At 55.7% G+C, this 17,467-nt stretch carries 16 protein-coding genes, 1 pseudogene and 1 riboswitch; of the genes and pseudogenes, 8 read left to right on the top strand and 9 right to left on the bottom strand.

Features of this window, described 5'->3' with window-relative positions:
• Positions 1–28 precede the first annotated feature (28 nt).
• The 5 genes and pseudogenes from fbaB to PGR10_RS08040 form a co-directional block, all read right to left on the bottom strand.
• Positions 29–1,081 carry a class I fructose-bisphosphate aldolase gene (gene fbaB / locus PGR10_RS08020; protein ID WP_015365768.1) on the bottom strand — a complete coding sequence of 351 codons (1,053 nt, stop codon included), beginning with the start codon at positions 1,079–1,081 and terminating at the stop codon, positions 29–31.
• A 148-nt stretch (positions 1,082–1,229) separates the two neighbouring features.
• A complete protein-coding gene (gene thiD, locus PGR10_RS08025; RefSeq protein ID WP_087860194.1) occupies positions 1,230–2,030 on the bottom strand; it encodes a bifunctional hydroxymethylpyrimidine kinase/phosphomethylpyrimidine kinase in 801 nt (266 codons plus the stop codon).
• The gene (gene thiM / locus PGR10_RS08030) at positions 2,027–2,800 is read right to left on the bottom strand and encodes a hydroxyethylthiazole kinase (protein ID WP_430923315.1); all 774 of its coding nucleotides are present in this window, start codon (positions 2,798–2,800) and stop codon (positions 2,027–2,029) included. The genes thiD and thiM overlap by 4 nt, the downstream gene beginning before the upstream one ends.
• 34 nt (positions 2,801–2,834) lie before the next feature.
• A riboswitch (TPP riboswitch) is annotated at positions 2,835–2,931 on the bottom strand.
• A gap of 106 nt (positions 2,932–3,037) precedes the next feature.
• Complete coding sequence (locus tag PGR10_RS08035; RefSeq protein ID WP_032714951.1) at positions 3,038–3,367, bottom strand: DUF1493 family protein; 330 nt, start codon at positions 3,365–3,367, stop codon at positions 3,038–3,040.
• Positions 3,361–3,818, bottom strand: a pseudogene (locus PGR10_RS08040) (STM2901 family protein). The gene PGR10_RS08035 and the pseudogene PGR10_RS08040 overlap by 7 nt, the downstream one beginning before the upstream one ends.
• 312 nt (positions 3,819–4,130) lie before the next feature.
• Between PGR10_RS08040 and PGR10_RS08045 the strand changes: the two are divergent.
• Together PGR10_RS08045 and PGR10_RS08050 are read left to right on the top strand one after the other, a co-directional pair.
• The gene (locus PGR10_RS08045; protein WP_430923420.1) at positions 4,131–4,556 is read left to right on the top strand and encodes a hypothetical protein; all 426 of its coding nucleotides are present in this window, start codon (positions 4,131–4,133) and stop codon (positions 4,554–4,556) included.
• Positions 4,557–4,839: 283 nt separating this feature from the next.
• Positions 4,840–6,816, top strand: a complete 1,977-nt coding sequence (locus PGR10_RS08050; protein WP_430923316.1) for an alkyl/aryl-sulfatase — start codon at positions 4,840–4,842, stop codon at positions 6,814–6,816.
• Positions 6,817–6,861: 45 nt separating this feature from the next.
• Here the strand turns inward: PGR10_RS08050 and PGR10_RS08055 are convergent, their stop codons facing one another.
• Positions 6,862–7,497 carry a helix-turn-helix domain-containing protein gene (locus PGR10_RS08055; RefSeq protein ID WP_113374383.1) on the bottom strand — a complete coding sequence of 212 codons (636 nt, stop codon included), beginning with the start codon at positions 7,495–7,497 and terminating at the stop codon, positions 6,862–6,864.
• 214 nt (positions 7,498–7,711) lie between these two features.
• Here PGR10_RS08055 and PGR10_RS08060 point away from each other — a divergent pair, with 214 nt between their 5' ends.
• Entirely contained in the window at positions 7,712–9,688 is a 1,977-nt protein-coding gene (locus tag PGR10_RS08060) for an alkyl/aryl-sulfatase (protein ID WP_113374382.1), read from the top strand.
• Positions 9,689–9,829: 141 nt separating this feature from the next.
• Complete coding sequence (locus PGR10_RS08065; protein ID WP_113374381.1) at positions 9,830–10,252, top strand: universal stress protein; 423 nt, start codon at positions 9,830–9,832, stop codon at positions 10,250–10,252.
• On the opposite strand, the gene PGR10_RS08070 is transcribed toward PGR10_RS08065, so the two are convergent.
• Positions 10,249–11,160, bottom strand: a complete 912-nt coding sequence (locus PGR10_RS08070; protein ID WP_271031693.1) for a LysR family transcriptional regulator — start codon at positions 11,158–11,160, stop codon at positions 10,249–10,251. The two genes, PGR10_RS08065 and PGR10_RS08070, sit on opposite strands and share 4 nt — an antisense overlap.
• 124 nt (positions 11,161–11,284) lie before the next feature.
• Between PGR10_RS08070 and PGR10_RS08075 the strand changes: the two genes are divergently transcribed.
• Positions 11,285–13,096 carry an adenine deaminase gene (locus PGR10_RS08075; protein ID WP_430923317.1) on the top strand — a complete coding sequence of 604 codons (1,812 nt, stop codon included), beginning with the start codon at positions 11,285–11,287 and terminating at the stop codon, positions 13,094–13,096.
• Between the two features lie 2 nt (positions 13,097–13,098).
• On the top strand, positions 13,099–14,442 hold the full coding sequence (locus PGR10_RS08080; RefSeq protein WP_045364254.1) for an NCS2 family permease: 1,344 nt from the start codon (positions 13,099–13,101) through the stop codon (positions 14,440–14,442).
• On the opposite strand, the gene PGR10_RS08085 is transcribed toward PGR10_RS08080, so the two are convergent.
• Positions 14,432–15,331: a LysR family transcriptional regulator gene (locus PGR10_RS08085; RefSeq protein WP_087860186.1), complete on the bottom strand. Its 900-nt coding sequence runs from the start codon at positions 15,329–15,331 to the stop codon at positions 14,432–14,434. The genes PGR10_RS08080 and PGR10_RS08085 overlap by 11 nt on opposite strands.
• Before the next feature lie 183 nt (positions 15,332–15,514).
• On the opposite strand from PGR10_RS08085, the gene PGR10_RS08090 reads away from it, so the two are divergent.
• Both PGR10_RS08090 and PGR10_RS08095 read left to right on the top strand, forming a co-directional pair.
• Positions 15,515–15,832, top strand: a complete 318-nt coding sequence (locus tag PGR10_RS08090) for an RcnB family protein (RefSeq protein WP_087860184.1) — start codon at positions 15,515–15,517, stop codon at positions 15,830–15,832.
• Positions 15,825–16,277 carry a GNAT family N-acetyltransferase gene (locus tag PGR10_RS08095; RefSeq protein WP_316424342.1) on the top strand — a complete coding sequence of 151 codons (453 nt, stop codon included), beginning with the start codon at positions 15,825–15,827 and terminating at the stop codon, positions 16,275–16,277. The genes PGR10_RS08090 and PGR10_RS08095 overlap by 8 nt, the downstream gene beginning before the upstream one ends.
• Here the strand turns inward: PGR10_RS08095 and apbC are convergent.
• The gene (apbC, locus tag PGR10_RS08100; protein ID WP_015365751.1) at positions 16,274–17,383 is read right to left on the bottom strand and encodes an iron-sulfur cluster carrier protein ApbC; all 1,110 of its coding nucleotides are present in this window, start codon (positions 17,381–17,383) and stop codon (positions 16,274–16,276) included. The two genes, PGR10_RS08095 and apbC, sit on opposite strands and share 4 nt — an antisense overlap.
• Positions 17,384–17,467: the final 84 nt, after the last annotated feature.

A 17,467-nucleotide genomic window follows, 5' to 3' on the forward strand; every position in this document is an offset into this window, starting at 1 on the left:
ATCCGGGCCTCGCGCCCGGATTTTTGCCTTACGCGATGGTGACTTTGCCGTCCAGATAGACATCCTGCACCGCGTTGATCAGCTTCACGCCTTCGCTCATCGATTTCTTAAAGGCTTTACGACCGAGGATCAACCCCATGCCGCCGGCGCGTTTATTGATCACCGCCGTGCGCACCGCATCGGCGAGATCGGTTTCGCCGCCCGCCGCGCCGCCGGAGTTAATCAACCCGGCGCGGCCCATATAGCAGTTCGCCAGCTGATAGCGCACCAGATCGATCGGGTTATCGCTGGTCAGCTTGCTGTAGACGCGATCGTCGGTATAACCGAAGTTCACCGCCTTATAGCCGCCGTTATTCTCGGCCATTTTCTGCTTCACGATATCAGCGCCAATGGTGGCGGCCAGATGGTTGGCCTGGCCGGTCAGGTCAGCGGAAACGTGGTAATCGACACCATCCTTTTTGAATGCCGGGTTGCGCAGATAGGCCCACAGCACGGTGACCAGGCCGAGCTCGTGCGCGCGCTCGAAGGCGGCGGAGATCTCTTCAATCTGCCGACGCGACTGTTCGGAGCCGAAATAGATCGTCGCGCCAACGGCGACCGCCCCCATGTTGAACGCCTGCTCGACGCTGGCGTACAGAGTCTGGTCATACTCGGTCGGGTAGCTTAGCGTTTCGTTATGGTTGAGCTTAACAAGGAATGGAATGCGGTGCGCGTAGCGGCGCGATACCGAGGCCAGCACGCCATAGGTAGAAGCCACGCAGTTACAGCCGGCTTCGATGGCGAGTTCCACGATATTCTTCGGATCGAAGTAGAGCGGGTTGGCGGCGAACGACGCGCCCGCCGAGTGCTCTACGCCCTGGTCGACCGGCAGAATGGAAAGGTACCCCGTTCCCGCCAGGCGCCCGGTATTGTAGAGGGTCTGCATATTACGCAGCACCGCAGGCGGGCGGTTGTTATCCACCATCACCCGGTCGACGTAATCCGCTCCCGGTAAATAGAGTTGGTCGGCTGGAATAGTCATACAACGGTGCTGTAAAAGGCTGTCGGCATCTTTGCCAAGCAACTGCGTAATATCAGTCATAGCTATCTCCCGTAAGTGCTGGCCGCAGCCAGCATGTTTTATCCCAACCCAAAAATTATGGGCAGGTTAAGCCTGGTACCGAGTTAGCATATTTTCCAGCCGGGAGCGCGTTTTTTCAGTAGATTCTGCTGTCTCGTTTCACTGCCATTTACCACCAGGCGTGGAAATGATGCACCGGGCCGATACCGTGCCCCACTTCCAGCGAATCGGCCTGCGCCAGCGCCGCCGACAGCCAGCCCTTCGCTTCGGCGACCGTTTGTCCCCAATCGGCATAGCGCGGACGCAGCGCCGCCAGCGCGGCAGATAACGTACAGCCGGTACCGTGGGTGTTTTTGGTCAGCACGCGCGGCGCGGTAAAGCGCTGTTCGCCTTCACGGGTGAACAACCAGTCCGGGCTTTCGGCGTCGTCCAGATGTCCGCCTTTCATTAATACCGCCCCGCAGCCTAACGCCAATAGCGCCCTGCCTTGCTCCAACATCTCGCGCTCGCTTTGCGCGTGCGGCGCATCGAGCAGCGCCGCGGCCTCCGGCAAATTCGGGGTGATCAGTGAAACGTGGGGCAACAGGCGCTGACGCAGCGTCGCAATGGCTGAATGGGATAACAGCGGATCGCCGCTTTTCGCCAGCATCACGGTATCCAGCACCACGTTGGCAATCTGGTAGCGAGCAAGACGCTCCGCCACCGCTTCAACGATATCGGTTTCCGCCAGCATGCCGATTTTCGTGGTATCGATTCGCACGTCGCTAAACACCGAATCCAGCTGCGCCGCCACGAAGTCAGGTTCGATACGATACACCGACTGCACGCCGCGAGTATTCTGCGCCACCAGCGCGGTGATGACCGAGCAGCCGTAAGCGCCGAGGGCGGAAAATGTTTTGAGGTCGGCCTGGATCCCGGCGCCGCCGCTGGGGTCGGTGCCGGCGATGGTTAAGGCGTTAATCCGCTTCATGCCGACACCCCCGCGTATAACGCGTCGAGGAATGCCGGGATAAAACTGCCGGGGCCGCCGTGTCGCGCCGCTTCACCTCCAGCCATTTTCAGCAGGCCGCAGGCGGCAGCCACGTTTTGCAGCCGATCGCCGGGCATCGCGGCGCTTGCCGCCACAACCGCGGATAACGCGCAGCCGGTCCCGACCACCCGCGTCATCAGGACATCACCGCCGCTCACGGTAAGCGTGCGCTCGCCGTCGCTGATGTAATCCACCTCGCCCGTCACCGCGACCACGGTATTAAGCTTACGAGCCAGCGTCTGGGCGGCGGGTAACGCGGCGGCCGCGCTGTCGGCGGTATCGACGCCGCGCCCGCCGCCGCTGCTCCCCGCCAGCGCCATGATTTCCGAGGCGTTGCCGCGAATCGCCGCAGGCCGCAGTTCCAGTAGCTCATGGCAAAAATCGGTACGCAGCGTCAGCGCGCCGACGGCAACCGGATCCAGCGTCCAGGGTTTTCCAGCCTGCCGGGCGCTCTGCGCCGCCGCGCGCATCGCGTTGGCGCGCTCAACGGTTAAGGTCCCGACGTTAATCAATAGCGCATCGGCGATGGCGGCAAACTGCGCGGCTTCCGTAGGGTCAATCACCATCGCCGGCGAGGCGCCGATAGCCAGCAGCACGTTGGCGGTGAAAGTCTGAACCACATCATTGGTCATACAGTGAACAAGCGGCGAAGAGGTGCGGAAAAGCTGTTGTAGGTGCGCGATATGCGCCGGGTTTAGCGGTTGATGCATGGTTTGCTCCCGCCAGATGAGGAAGCAGCGCAGACCATGCGGTCTCTGACTTCCCTACGCTGGCATTATCCAGATCAGGTGGTACGGGTATTTCTCAGCCTTCACAAAGAAGGGCACCCCGAGTCATTTGGTACAAAAAATGGCGACTAACGTTCCGTTAATCTCTAATCAGGATAGTAATGCCAGCGGTAAGGCTTGTAAACGGTAAAAGCGGTATGTCTCCCGGCGATATGTCCCTTAATCGTACAGCCATCTCCCGGCTTTGGCAGACTGGATAAACATATCAATGGTGAACTCTGGAACATCTACTGGTTCAGGCTTTTTAAATGGATTCCATGAAAAATTGACTTCGGGATAGTACGTTTCAAGATGGAAATTCGACATGTCGACGTTGAACTCTTTTGCATAGTCTTCAACTAACTCTTCAACGTCATCTTGATCTAACTGGACATCAAAATGAATACTCGAGTCTGCCGTGTATGTAGCGTATTTCTTGTTCCTGAGGATATAGGTCCCACTACGAATAGTGAACAACTTGATGACGCGTTTTTCGATATCTTCTACCATAGCTTATCGTTGCCCCGCGCGATGGTATTGTATTCAATGATCGTGTTGTAAATGATCTGCGATACATCAGCCACAATGATCACTTCACCAATGAGGGGAATAGTCCGTCCCACCCACGTTCCAATTTTTCTCACCATCCTCCTTTTTACAGTCCATGGAGTATAACCGCCAATCCATGTAGGCATTTTTAACCCAAATGGGAACATTCTATTGCCAAATACTCGTCTGGCACCTTTCGATAGTCTGGATGTTCCAGGAATTGCCGTTCCAGGTTTAGCCCGTGTCGCCTGATCATTTATACCCGCATACAGTGCATATACAGAGGCAACATCTTTGATACCAAATTGATCAGCAGTATTGAAGACAAAGACCATAAAAATAGTTCTGAGGCGGTAAGGTTTAAACGCCCCGCAAAAAAGTATGTTCCATTTATTTCCTCAACAGTATCCACTTCATAATCCCTTATGAGCCTTGCAGAAAGCGCCATCATAAGGGCTGATTTGCATACCGTCATTACGCGTCGTTGTATCATCCTTGTACGTTTGCCACAGAGACGCCCCTTTTTCCTGCGCCATGTAAGCGATTACACAAAATTTTAGCTATCCGTGCGGAGGTTGATTTAGATCACAATTCACTTAATAACCATACGACATAGTTACTACGCGTTACGAACTAAGCGGACACAGTAACCGCAGTAGTCGCCGCTGCCGTTAGTTTGTTGCATAACATGTTAAAAATAATTTCGACACTAAGGTCGTTAATGATGAAAGTGAAACACGTTTCTATGCTGCTGCTGGTACTCAGCGCAGCCATCGCGACCGGTTGCAGTTCACCGGCGCAGCGTATGGCCGAGTGCGAAGCACAGGGGATCAGTAAAGATGCCTGTTATATTGCGGAACAAAACAAACAGGCTGCGGTGAACGCCGCAGCGGAGAAACAGGCGCTGGAAAATGCGCAGGCTTTATATCCCGTGCAGAAAGCGCAGTCCAGCAAAAAAATTAAAGTCTTCAATGGCATGAAGCTGGTCACAAACTCAACCGGGCTGACAGTTGATGGCAAACCCGCGGCCTTAGACGAAAGCAATGCTGACGCGAAAACCTATTCGCAGGGTTTATACGTTTTTATTGTCTACCAATCCGGAAAAATTGCCGTCATGCAGGACGGTAAATTTTTAGGCTACGCCAAATAGCGTCTCTTCCTTGTTAATTTAAAAGCGGCCTAAGGGCTGCTTTTTCCCCCTTCCCCGCAGTAGCCGACACGTCAAACGCCGCGCTAAATAAGCGGCATTAATCCCATTGGATAAATCTCATTTTACCTACGAGAGAGTAGTTTTTTAACTAATGTATTCTTTTTGTAATCATAAACTTGCTCAATGTAAACAATTGGTTATAGTTCAAACAAGCGTTACAAGTTGTAACACCATGTCAGATCGGAATTAACGAGTGAATCGCCATTAAGGTAAGAGGATTCCAATGAAATTGACCCCTATAGTGAAAGGATTAGCCATTGCCGGCTTGCTATCATCGATTAGCTTGTCAGCATGGGCGGAAGTCGCGGCAAAAGAAGCGACCGCCGCCACCAAACAAGCCAACGACGCCCTCTATAACCAACTCCCCTTCTCCGACAACACCGATTTTACCAATGCTCATAAAGGTTTTATTGCCGCACTACCGACCGAAGTGATTAAAGGCGAACAGGGTAATGTCGTGTGGGACCCGCAGCAGTACTCTTTCATTAAAGAAGGTGAAAAAGCCCCGGATACCGTCAACCCGAGCCTGTGGCGCCAGTCGCAGCTGATTAACATCAGCGGTCTGTTTGAGGTGACCGACGGCGTCTACCAGATCCGAAATCTGGACCTTTCCAACATGACCATCATCGAAGGTAAAGAAGGCATTACCGTCGTTGACCCGCTGGTATCAGCGGAAACCGCAAAAGTGGGCATGGATCTGTATTACAAAAACCGCGGTAAGAAACCCGTTGTCGCCGTTATCTACACCCACAGCCACGTTGACCACTACGGCGGCGTGCGCGGCGTGGTTGATGAAGCGGATGTGAAATCCGGCAAAGTAAAAATTTACGCGCCGGCCGGCTTTATGGAAGCGGCCGTGGCAGAAAACATCATGGCTGGTAATGTCATGAGCCGCCGCGCCAGCTACATGTACGGCAACCTGCTGAAACCATCGGCCACCGGACAGGTGGGCGCCGGCCTTGGCACCACCACCTCGGCGGGTACCGTGACCCTGATTGCCCCAACCAATATCATTGAAAAAGACGGGCAGAAAGAAGTCATTGACGGTCTGACCTATGACTTCATGCTGGCGCCAGGTTCGGAAGCGCCGTCGGAAATGCTGTGGTTCATCGAAGAGAAAAAACTGATTGAATCCGCGGAAGACGTGACACACACCCTGCACAATACCTATTCACTTCGCGGCGCGAAAATCCGCGAACCGCTACCGTGGTCGAAGTACATCAACGAAGCGATCGTACGCTGGGGCGACAAGGCCGAGATTATTATGGCTCAGCACCACTGGCCGACCTGGGGCAACGAAAACGTAGTCAACCTGCTGAAGAGCCAGCGTGACCTGTATCGTTACATTAACGACCAGACTCTGCGTATGGCTAACGAAGGGCTGACTCGCGATGAAATCGCCGCTAAATTCAAACTGCCGGATAGCCTTGCCAACACCTGGGCTAACCGCGGTTATTACGGCTCTGTCAGCCACGACGTGAAAGCCACCTACGTGCTGTATCTCGGCTGGTTCGACGGCAACCCGGCCACCCTCGACGAACTGCCGCCGGAAGAAGCGGCGAAGAAATTCGTCGATTACATGGGCGGCGCCGATGCCATCATGAAGAAAGCGAAAGAGGATTACGACCAGGGTAACTACCGCTGGGTAGCCCAGGTCGTCAGCAAAATCGTCTTCGCCGATCCGAAAAACCAGGATGCGCGTAATCTGGAAGCTGATGCCCTTGAACAGTTAGGCTACCAGGCGGAATCCGGCCCGTGGCGTAACTTCTACCTCACCGGCGCGCAGGAACTGCGTAACGGCGTGGTGAAAGGGCCAACCCCGAACACCGCCAGCCCGGATACCGTGCGCGCGATGACCCCGGAAATGTTCTTCGACTATCTGGCGGTACATATCAATGGCGAGAAAGCGGGTAACGCGAAATCGGTCTTTAATATCGATCTCGGCAGCGACGGCGGCAAGTATAAGCTGGAGCTGGAAAACGGCGTACTGAACCATACCGCCAACGCGGAAGCGAAAGATGCCGATACCACTGTTGCCCTCAACCGCGCCACCCTGAATAAGATCATCCTCAAAGAGGAGACGCTGAAGCAGGCCGTCGATAACGGCGACGCGAAAATCACCGGTAACGCCGATAAGCTCAATGAAATGCTGGGCTATATGGACAAGTTCGAATTCTGGTTCGACATCGTTACGCCATAATACCCTGCTCCCGCGGCGCTCGGTCGCGGGAGTTTTCCCTCTTTGCTAGTAAGCTTCCGGCAATGGTCGGTCGATGGAAACCAGTTTGCCGCGCTTCATCGTGATATAGCCCCCGGCTTTCAGATCCGCCAGCACCCGAAAAACATGCGTGCGCGACAGATTAGTGCGCTTAATAATAAACAGCGCCAGGCCTTCGTTTTCCCCCTGATGGGTACTCTGGCGATAGAGATAGCGAAACAGCATCGGTCTGATAGTCTGGTAGCTGGTCATCTGCCGGCGTTCGTTATGAAGATCGATAGTAAAAATCGACATATAGGTAAGGATGGTCGCCAGCTCCTGCACGCGTTCAGGACCGCCGTGTAAAAAGATTTGGTCAAAGATCTCATAAGTGACTTTAACCAGCTTCACCGCCGCGCTGCCGATATATTCAAACTTCGCCAGCGGGCAATATCTTTCCATAAGCCCAATCGGCATATACTCAATGGAATTACCAATATGAAGGCCGTTCTCCGGCATTAATATTGATAGCGAACCTTCAGCGCAAAAATAAATATATCCAGGCTGAATTGCTAATTTTTTATTTGCCGCAACCGTCAGGGTCTCCCCTTGTGCCATTATTTGCGGAAAAAAGGCATCAATGTTGAGTTGTTGATAATAGCTATGGATATCCTGAAAATTCACGCTATGCCCCTTGCTGCGCCGTCTGCCGTGGTATCGAGTATAGCAGCGAAGTGATGGCGGATTCGAGATGATTATTTTCTCACTAATGACCAGTCCCATATGGGACTATCAACGCAAAGTATTCGCTTTAAAATGGCCAGTAATTAGTCCGCATTTGAATTATCCGCTGATATTAAACATTGATAGCGGAACAAATAATCTAAGAGGCCATGCAATGAAATTAAATCAGATCGCTAAACATCTGGCTCTAGCCGGTGTTTTAACTTCGCTGTCGCTTTCCGCCTTCGCAGCTGCTCAGCAGCAGGACGCCACTCCGGCAACTCAGCAGGCAAATAACGCGCTGTACAATAAACTGCCGTTTGCCGATAAAACTGATTTCGATAACGCGCATAAAGGCTTTATCGCCGCGCTACCGCAGACCATGATTAAAGGCGAGCAAGGCAACGTTATCTGGGACCCGGCAAAATATGACTTCGTCAAAGAAGGTGAAAAAGCCCCGGATACCGTTAACCCAAGCCTGTGGCGCCAGTCGCAGCTGATTAATATCGGCGGCCTGTTCAAAGTCACCGACGGGGTTTATCAGATCCGTAATCTCGATCTCTCCAACATGACCATCATCGAAGGTGAAAAAGGGATCACCGTTATCGACCCGCTGCTGAGCGCCGAGCCGGCGAAAGAAGCGATGGATCTCTACTACGCCAACCGTGGTAAAAAGCCGGTCGTCGCCGTCCTGTTCACCCACAGCCATGTTGACCACTACGGCGGCATTCGTGGCGTGGTTGATGAAGCCGACGTGAAGGCCGGCAAAGTAAAAATCTACGCCCCGGCAGGATTCATGGAAGAAGCGGTTTCCGAGAACATTATGGCCGGTACCGCGATGAGCCGTCGCGCCAGCTATATGTACGGCAACCTGCTGAAGCCTGACGCCAAAGGCCAGGTCGGCGCCGGTCTTGGCACCACCACCTCGGCGGGTACCGTGACGCTGCTCCAGCCGACCAACTACATCACCAAAACCGGCCAGCAGGAAGTGATTGATGGCCTGACCTACGACTTCATGATGGCGCCGGGCTCCGAAGCGCCGTCGGAAATGCTGTGGTATGTCAAAGAGAAGAAAATGATTGAAGCGGCAGAGGATGTTACCCATACCCTGCACAACACTTACTCGCTGCGCGGCGCGAAGATCCGCGATCCGCTGGCGTGGTCAAAATATATTAACGCCGCGATCGACCGCTGGGGCAACGATGCTGAAGTCATTATCGCCCAGCACCACTGGCCGACCTGGGGTAACGACAACATTATCAAGCTGATGAAAGGCCAGCGCGACATGTACCGTTACATCAACGACCAGACCCTGCGTATGGCCAACGAAGGGCTGACCCGCGATGAAATCGCCGCTAACTTCAAGCTGCCGGAATCGCTGGAGAAACAGTGGTCGAGCCGCGGTTATTACGGCTCCGTCAGCCACGATGTGAAAGCGACCTACGTTTACTACCTCGGCTGGTTCGATGGCAACCCGGCAACTCTCGACGAGCTGCCGCCGCAACAGGCTGCGAAGAAGTTCGTTGAATACATGGGCGGCGCCGATGCCATCATGCAGAAAGCCAAAGCCGACTATCAGCAGGGGAACTACCGCTGGGTCGCACAGGTGACCAGTAAAATCGTCTTCGCCGACCCGCAGAATGCCGATGCGCGTAACCTCGAAGCGGATGCCCTGGAGCAGTTAGGTTACCAGGCGGAAGCCGGTACCTGGCGCAACTTCTACCTGACCGGCGCGCAGGAACTGCGTAACGGCGTACAGAAACTCCCGACGCCTAACACCGCCAGCCCGGATACCGTGCGCGCGATGACCCCAGAAATGTTCTTCGACTACCTGGGCGTACATATCAACGGCCAGAAAGCCGGCGCGGCAAAAGCGGTCTTCAACATCGATCTCGGTAAAGACGGCGGTAAGTACAAGCTGGAACTGGAAAATGGCGTACTTAACCACACCGCGAATGCGGTAGCGGACGATGCCGACGCCAGCATTACTCTGAATCGCGATACCCTGAACAAGATCATTTTGAAACAGGAAACGCTGAAGCAGGCTGAAGATAAGGGCGACGTCAAGATTAGCGGCAATGGCGCTAAGCTCGATGAAATGCTGAGCTACATGGACAAATTTGAATTCTGGTTCAACATTGTCACCCCGTAAGCGATAATCGCTGAATCTCCCTCGCGCCCTGGTAGGCCGCGGGGGATTTTTTTATCCATTCGCCTCGCATGTTCTGATTTGCGTTCCCCTCGCCGCAGGCCCAAAATGAGTTCAGGACTGTTTTATTGCGCGGAGGTATATATGACCGTTTATCACCATGCGCTGGTACTGATTAATAGCAGCCTTGATGGTGTTCCGTTGCTACAACACGCCGCCAGGATGGCGCAGGAAAACGGGATGCGGATTACCATCGCCCACATCAGCACCGACTACCGGGCGCTTAATTACGTGTCCGACAGCCTGCAGAATGATGAAGTATCGCAAGAGGTCATTCAGGCCAAAGCCCTGCTCAACGAGCTGGCGACGACCGTCGCCCTGCCGGTACAGACGCTATCGCTGGTGACAACCCGCCGTTTTGCTGATGTCGAAGAGTGCGTACGACAACGCCATATCGATTTAATTATCGCCGGACACCATAACCGGCTGCTGGGGATGCTGTCCTCGCACTCGCTGGAGTACATCAACCATTTGACGGTGGACGTACTCATAAAACACCTACCCTAGCGCAATGCGGACTGTAACAGAGAAAAACACTCTTCGATTGATGGCGGTAGCGCCTGCGGCCCACGCATCAGAGCCACCGTCCGCGTCAGCGCCGGCTGCTGCAGTTGCGCCACCTTTAACGCCGGATCGTGCAGATAAGTCGTATAGAGCGCCGGGAGAATAGCCACCGCCAGCCGCGAACGCACCAGTCCATAAAGGGTTTCGATATAGTCTACCTGGTAACGCGTCGTTAAGGTCAAACGCTGGCTTTCCACCAGCGCCGACACCAGCCGCTGGATATTCCCCTTTGAAAAAACGGCAATATCACGGCCCACCAACTGTTTCCACGGTAAATTTGGCTGCGCAGCCAGCGGATCGTCGCTGTGCAGCACCGCCACGAAAGGATCCTCGCGCAGCGGATAAACCAGTAGCTCAACTGGTAGCGAACTGTCGATCGCGCCGATACCAAAATCAATCTCACCGCTTTGCAGCGCCTGCATTAACGCATCGTTGGTCTGGTCATGAAATTCGATGCGCAGACGCGGAAAGGCCTGCGCCAGGGTCTGCGGTAGCAGCGGAAACAACAGCGAGCTCACCGACGGTACCAGCCCGATACGCACCGTGCCATCGCCGCCTGCTTCCACGATCTGTTGCATATCAAAAAAAGATGCCTGGGCCACGCTCAGTATCCGCTGGGCATGGGGTAAAATCGCCGCCCCCAGTTCCGTCAGAGTGACCGCCGAGGCGGTACGATTGACCAGCTTGCCGCCGATCACGGTTTCAATCTGCCGCAGCGCGCTGCTGAGCGCCGGTTGGCTAATCGCCAGCCGATTGGCGGTATCGGTAAAATGGCGCAACTGAGCCAAGGTCACAAAATACTGCAGTTGCTTTAGCGAGAGCGCGGGCAGACGTTGCCAGGGTTCGTTCATTGTCAGGTTCGCTACCGGTGGTCATACAGAATAACCCGAGCTTATCGGGCGATAAATTTATTCATCTGGGCAAACGTTTGCTGTGCCCCTAGAGTATCCGCATTATCCTTGTGGTGGAGTTGTTATGTCCAGCAATGCTGAAGCACGTCGTCGCGCCGTACAGGCCGCGCGCGGCGAATCCCCGTTTGATCTGTTGCTTATCGATACGCAGATCGTCGATATGGCCACTGGCGAAATCCGCGACGCTGACGTCGGTATCGTTGGTGAAATGATTGCCAGCGTACATCCGCGCGGCAGCCGCGCCGACGCCCATGAAGTGCGCTCGCTGCAAGGCGGCTATCTGTCGCCCGGCTTGATGGACACCCACGTACATCTTGAAAGTTCGCATCTGCCGCCCGAGCGTTATGCCGAAATCGTCCTGACGCAGGGTACCACCGCGGTGTTCTGGGATCCGCATGAGCTGGCCAACGTGCTCGGCGTCGATGGCGTGCGCTACGCGGTTGATGCCAGTCGCCACCTGCCGCTACAGGTGATGGTGGCCGCGCCATCCAGCGTCCCCTCTACGCCAGGTCTCGAAATGTCCGGCGCTGATTTCGCCGGCGCTGAAATGGAAACCATGCTCGGCTGGCCGGAAGTTCGCGGCGTGGCGGAAGTGATGGATATGCATGGCGTGCTGAACGGTAGCGAACGGATGCAGGAGATTGTCCAGGCCGGGCTTAACAGCGGCAAACTGATTGAGGGCCATGCCCGTGGGCTCAGCGGCGCCGATTTACAGGCATATCTCGCCGCCGGCGTCACCTCCGATCATGAACTGACTTCAGCGGCCGATGCGCTGGAAAAACTGCGCGCCGGCTTGACTATCGAAATTCGCGGCTCGCACCCCTATCTATTGCCCGAGATCGTTACGGCGTTAAAAACGCTGCCGCATCTCTCCTCGCAAATCACCGTCTGCACCGATGACGTACCGCCGGATATGCTGCTGGAGAAAGGCGGCATTATCGCCCTGCTCAACCTGTTGATTGAACACGGTTTGCCAACGGTCGATGTGCTACGTTTCGCCACCCTTAATGCCGCTATTCGCCTGCAGCGCAACGATCTTGGGCTAATTGCCGCGGGACGACGCGCGGATCTGGTGGTGTTTGATTCGCTGGAGAAACTCGAGGCTCAGGAGGTCTATGTCGGCGGCAAACTTATCGCTCATAACGGTCACCTGCTAACACCGCTTGCCGCCGCGCCCGGCGTGACGCCGCCGCGTGATACTTTGCAGTTAGCGCCCCTCGCCGCTGAAGACTTTATTCTGCGAATTAAGGGCATTTGCCATGGCGTCGCCCGCCTACGCCACATCAGCGGCGCGCGCTTCACGAAATGGGGAGAAGTGGAAGTACAGATCCGCGACGGAGAAGTACAACTGCCCGCGGGCTTTAGCCTGATTTGGGTTAAGCACCGCCACGGCCGCCATCAGGCAACGCCGCAAATCGCCCTGCTTGAAGGCTGGGGGGAGCTGCGCGGCGCCATTGCCACCAGCTACTCGCATGACTCACATAACCTGGTCGTGCTCGGGCGCGATGCTCATGATATGGCCTTAGCGGCAAATCAGCTGATCGCTTCCGGCGGCGGAATGGCGCTGGCGCAACAGGGCGAGATCCTGGCCCATGTGGCGATGCCGATTGCCGGTATGCTCTCCGATCTTCCCGCCGCTGAGCTGGCGCGGCAGTTCCGCGAGCTGCGAGATTTAAGCAGTAAAGTCGCCGACTGGGAGCCGCCATACCGGGTATTTAAGGCGATTGAAGGCACCTGCCTCGCCTGTAATGCCGGGCCGCATCTAACCGATTTGGGTCTCACCGACGGCGGCAGTCGCCAGATAGTTGACCCGTTGATAGCCTGCCGGGAGACTCCGGCGCCAACTCATCACAACAATAATCCTCAGGGAGCCTGAGCATGGCCGATAACACACTTCATACTTCTGCCCGTAGCCACTGGCTGGAGCGCCGCTTTGCGCTGCGCGCACGGGGCGGTTCGCTACGCACCGAATGCCTGGCCGGGATCACCGGCTTTCTCGCCGCCGCCTATTTACTGGTGGTCATTCCAGGACTGCTGGCGATTGGCGGAATGGATAAAGGCGCCGCCACCACGGGCACCATCCTGGTCTTTGTCGCCGGTTCGTTATTAATGGCGTTTTATGCCAACCTGCCGTTTATCGTCGGTCCGGGCATTGGCGGCTCGGTACTGGTGGGGGTGACGCTGGCGGGCAGCGAAGGTATTGGCTGGCAGATTGGCCTCGGGATTGCCTGCTGGTCGGGGATCCTCTTCTTCCTGTTGACCCAATTCGGCCTGCGCGAAGTGGTCACCCGCTCGGTACCGCAGTCAATTAAGCTGGGGCTCACGGCTTCGATCGGGTTATTCGTTGCCGTTCTTGGCTTTCGCAATGCCGGGCTGGTGTTGGCGAATGCCAAAACCAACGCCCTGATGCTCGGTGATTTTCTTGCCCCCGGCGCGCTGGTGGCGCTGTGCGGCCTGTTTCTGGCGATAGCGCTACAGGCGCGTAAAGTACCAGGCGCGATACTGTGGGCCATTCTGTTCGCCACCCTGGTGGGTATTCCGTTCGGCGTGACAAAGCTACCTGGCAGCTTTATTGACGTTCCGCACTCGCTGGCTCCGGTGTTCGGGCAAATCGATCTGTTGGGGGCATTAAATATCGCCTTCCTGCCGTTCCTGTTCGTCTTTTTCGCGTCCGAGTTTTTCTCGACCATGGGTACGACCCTGGCGGTCGGCGGCGAGGCGGGCTTGCTGGATGAAGAAGGCAACATGCCGCAGATTAATCGCCCGTTTATGGTCGATTCGATTGCCGCCGCGCTGGGCCCGTGGGTCGGTATTCCGGCGGCCACGGCGCTGATTGAATCATCCGCGGCGGCGGAAGCCGGCGGCAAGACCGGCCTTACTGCGCTGGCGGCGGCGGTGATGTTCCTGTTGATGCTGCTGTTTACGCCGGTGGCGCTCATGATCCCTAAAGAGGCCACCGCGCCGGCGTTAATTCTGATTGGCCTGAATATGTTCAGCGGCCTGCGCAAAGTCGATCTGGGAAACTTCACCGACGGTCTGCCGGTGTTAATGATGGTGATGATTACGCTCATCGCCAACAGCTTCGGCACCGGTATCGCCGGCGGGCTGCTGTTTTACATTGTCATCAAAGCGATCGCCGGCAAGTGGCGTGAAATTCCGATTGGCCTGTGGGTGCTGGCGATCCCGCTAATCTATTACTTCGCGACCTTAGTTAAGCACTAAGCGCTTCACAATGTGATTTCACCTCTTGATATAACAAACGCACCGCGGCAGAGAGCTGCTTGCGGTGCGGACAAATCATATTCAGCGGCGTTAAATCGCCCTGATAGTCCGGCAGCAGCCGCACCAGACGCCCTTCTCGCAGATCGTCGCTGACATCGAGAAACGATTTATAAGCGATTCCCTCGCCGGCTACCGCCAGCCGACGGATCACCTCCGCATCATCACTCATAATCGCGCCGTTCATCTCCACGGTATGCACTTCATTACCTGAAATCAGCGGCCAGCGGTCAAAAGGTCGGCCACGTAATACGTACAACAGCGCGCTGTGCCGGGATAATTCCTCGAGGCTACTGATTTGACCGTGGCGGGCAATCCACTGCGGTGAAGCAACCAACACCCGACGGTTTTCCGGCGCGACGGGCAGCGAGATAAACGAAGCGTCTTCGTGGTAGCCGTAGCGAAAAGCGACATCCACCGGATCTTTAAACACGTCGGTCAGATGATCGGAAAAGTGCAGCCGCAGGCGCAGCGCCGGATGACGTTCGCGAAAAGCGCAAAATACCTTGAGCAGCAGGTTACGCCCTAGATCGGATGGCACGGCGATTTGCAGCGTGCCGCGTACTTCATCCCCTGGCGTCTGAATTTTCTGTAGCCCGGCCTGAAGGGTATCGAGCATCTGGGTGGCATAGGGGAGCCAGGTTTCGCCCTCCGGGGTCAGGCGCAGGCTACGGGTCGAACGAGCAAAAAGGCGAATATTAAGCGTCGTTTCCAGGCGTTTGATCGCTGCGCTTACCTGCGCAGGCTGCTGCCCCGCTTCTCGTGCCGCCTCGCTAAAACTACCTAACGCCGCCGCGCGGACAAATAAGGTCAGATCTTCCAGCCTGAACATGCCAATTCTCCAAAGCTTCAGAATGCTCCCAAAATAGCGATTTACCGCGCAACAACGCAAGCGGCACAAGACTTCAGCCGTGTTTTGCTTACACTTTTTAAAAAACCAGTGCTTGCCATTTCAGCAGCGCTTCAGGAATGATACGAGGCTGCTATTTTGAGTCCAGGTAATATTGAGGAAAATATGCGTAAAACAAAAATGATGCTTCTGGGCGTACTTCTTGCCAGCGCCAGCGCAAGCTGGGCGGCGCCGGCCTCCGGGATTGAACAGTATGCGATGAAAGAATTCACCGCTGATTTTACCCAATTTCATATTGGCGATACCGTGCCGGCGATGTACCTCACTCCTGAGTACAACATCAAGCAGTGGCAACAGCGTAACCTGCCTGCGCCGGATGCCGGCAGCCACTGGACCTACATGGGCGGCAACTACGTCCTGATCACCGACACCGAAGGCAAGATCCTGAAGGTGTATGACGGCGAGATTTTCTATCATCGCTAAGTCATCGACGCAGCCGCAACTGCGCATTCGCCCCGGTCACGACAGCGACTATCCTCGCCTGCGCCAGCTATTCCTTGACGCGCGTATGGCCTCGTGGACATGGCTTAACAGCGATCAATGGCGGCTGGAAGATTTTGATGCGGTGGTACAAGACGAGCAGCTATGGGTCGCCGAATGCGGCGATACGCTGGCAGGATTCGCCTCGGTGTGGGTTATCGACAACTTCCTGCATAACCTGTTCGTGGATCCGCAGTGGCAGGGAAAAGGCGTCGGTAGTCTGCTGCTGGAACAGGTTCAGCGCTCATTTAAGCACAGCGGTACGCTGAAATGTCTGTCGCGAAATGAAAACGCCCTGCGCTTCTACCAGCATCACGGCTGGAAACTCGAAGCCCAGGGCGCGTCTCCTGACGGAGATTATTGGCTGATGCGTTACACCCAGCCTTAAACGGCGCGGAAGGCTATTTCGCTCGGGATAACTTCGCCCTGCCAGTACATCTGCGCCGCCACGCGTCCCGCCAGCTGGCGGTAGATATCGGTAAACTCGCTTTCCGGACGAGCAATGACCGTCGGCGTGCCTTTATCCAGATCTTCACGCAGCGTGATATGTAATGGTAACTGGCCTAGCAACTGAGTGTGGTACTTCGCCGCCAGCTTCTCGGCGCCGCCGGTGCCGAAGATAGGTTCGTGGTGCCCGCAGTTGCTGCAAATATGCATGCTCATGTTTTCCACGATGCCTACGACCGGCACTTCTACTTTCTCAAACATCACGATGCCTTTTTTGGCGTCAATCAGCGCAATGTCCTGCGGCGTCGTCACCACCACCGCGCCGGTTACCGGAATGTTCTGCGCCAGGGTCAGCTGGATGTCTCCGGTTCCCGGCGGCATGTCCAGTACCAGGTAATCCAGATCCGGCCACAGCGTCTCCTGCAGCATCTGCATCAGCGCCTTACTGGCCATCGGGCCGCGCCACACCATGGCGTTGTCGTCGGTTACCAGATACCCAATGGAGTTAGTCGCCAGGCCATACTTCATGATCGGCGCCATATGGGTGCCGTCCGGGGATGTCGGGCGGCTGTCTTCCGCGCCAAGCATGGTCGGAATCGACGGGCCATAGATGTCGGCATCGAGGATACCCACTTTGGCCCCTTCCGCCGCCAGCGCCAGCGCGAGGTTCACGGCGGTAGAGGATTTGCCCACCCCGCCTTTACCGGAACTCACGGCGATGATGTTTTTCACGCCATTAATGCCCGGCTGGTTTTTCACCCGTTTCAGGGTGGCGATACTGTGAGAGAGCTTCCAGTCGATGGCTTTTGCGCCGGTGATACGCAGCAGCTCGGCGCTGCATTGCTCCTTCAACGCCTCAAACGCGCGGGTCCAGACGAACGGCATTTGGATCTCGATATGCACGGTATCGTCAAGCCAGGCGACATGGTGCAACGCCTTTAGCGTGGTGAGGTTATGTTTCAGGGTTGGGTGCTGGAAATTAGCCAGAGTCCCGGCGACCATCGCACGTAGACGTTCGGGGGATTTGGCCTGGGATTGCGAACTCATCCCGACTCCTTTGTTATTGTGAGTTGATTCTTGTCCGTTAAGTTTACCTGAAAGGGAATAATTCCCCCACAATAAGCTTTGGGC

The sequence above is a fragment of the Klebsiella sp. 141198 genome (genome assembly GCF_050600785.1).
Lineage (GTDB): Bacteria > Pseudomonadota > Gammaproteobacteria > Enterobacterales > Enterobacteriaceae > Klebsiella > Klebsiella aerogenes.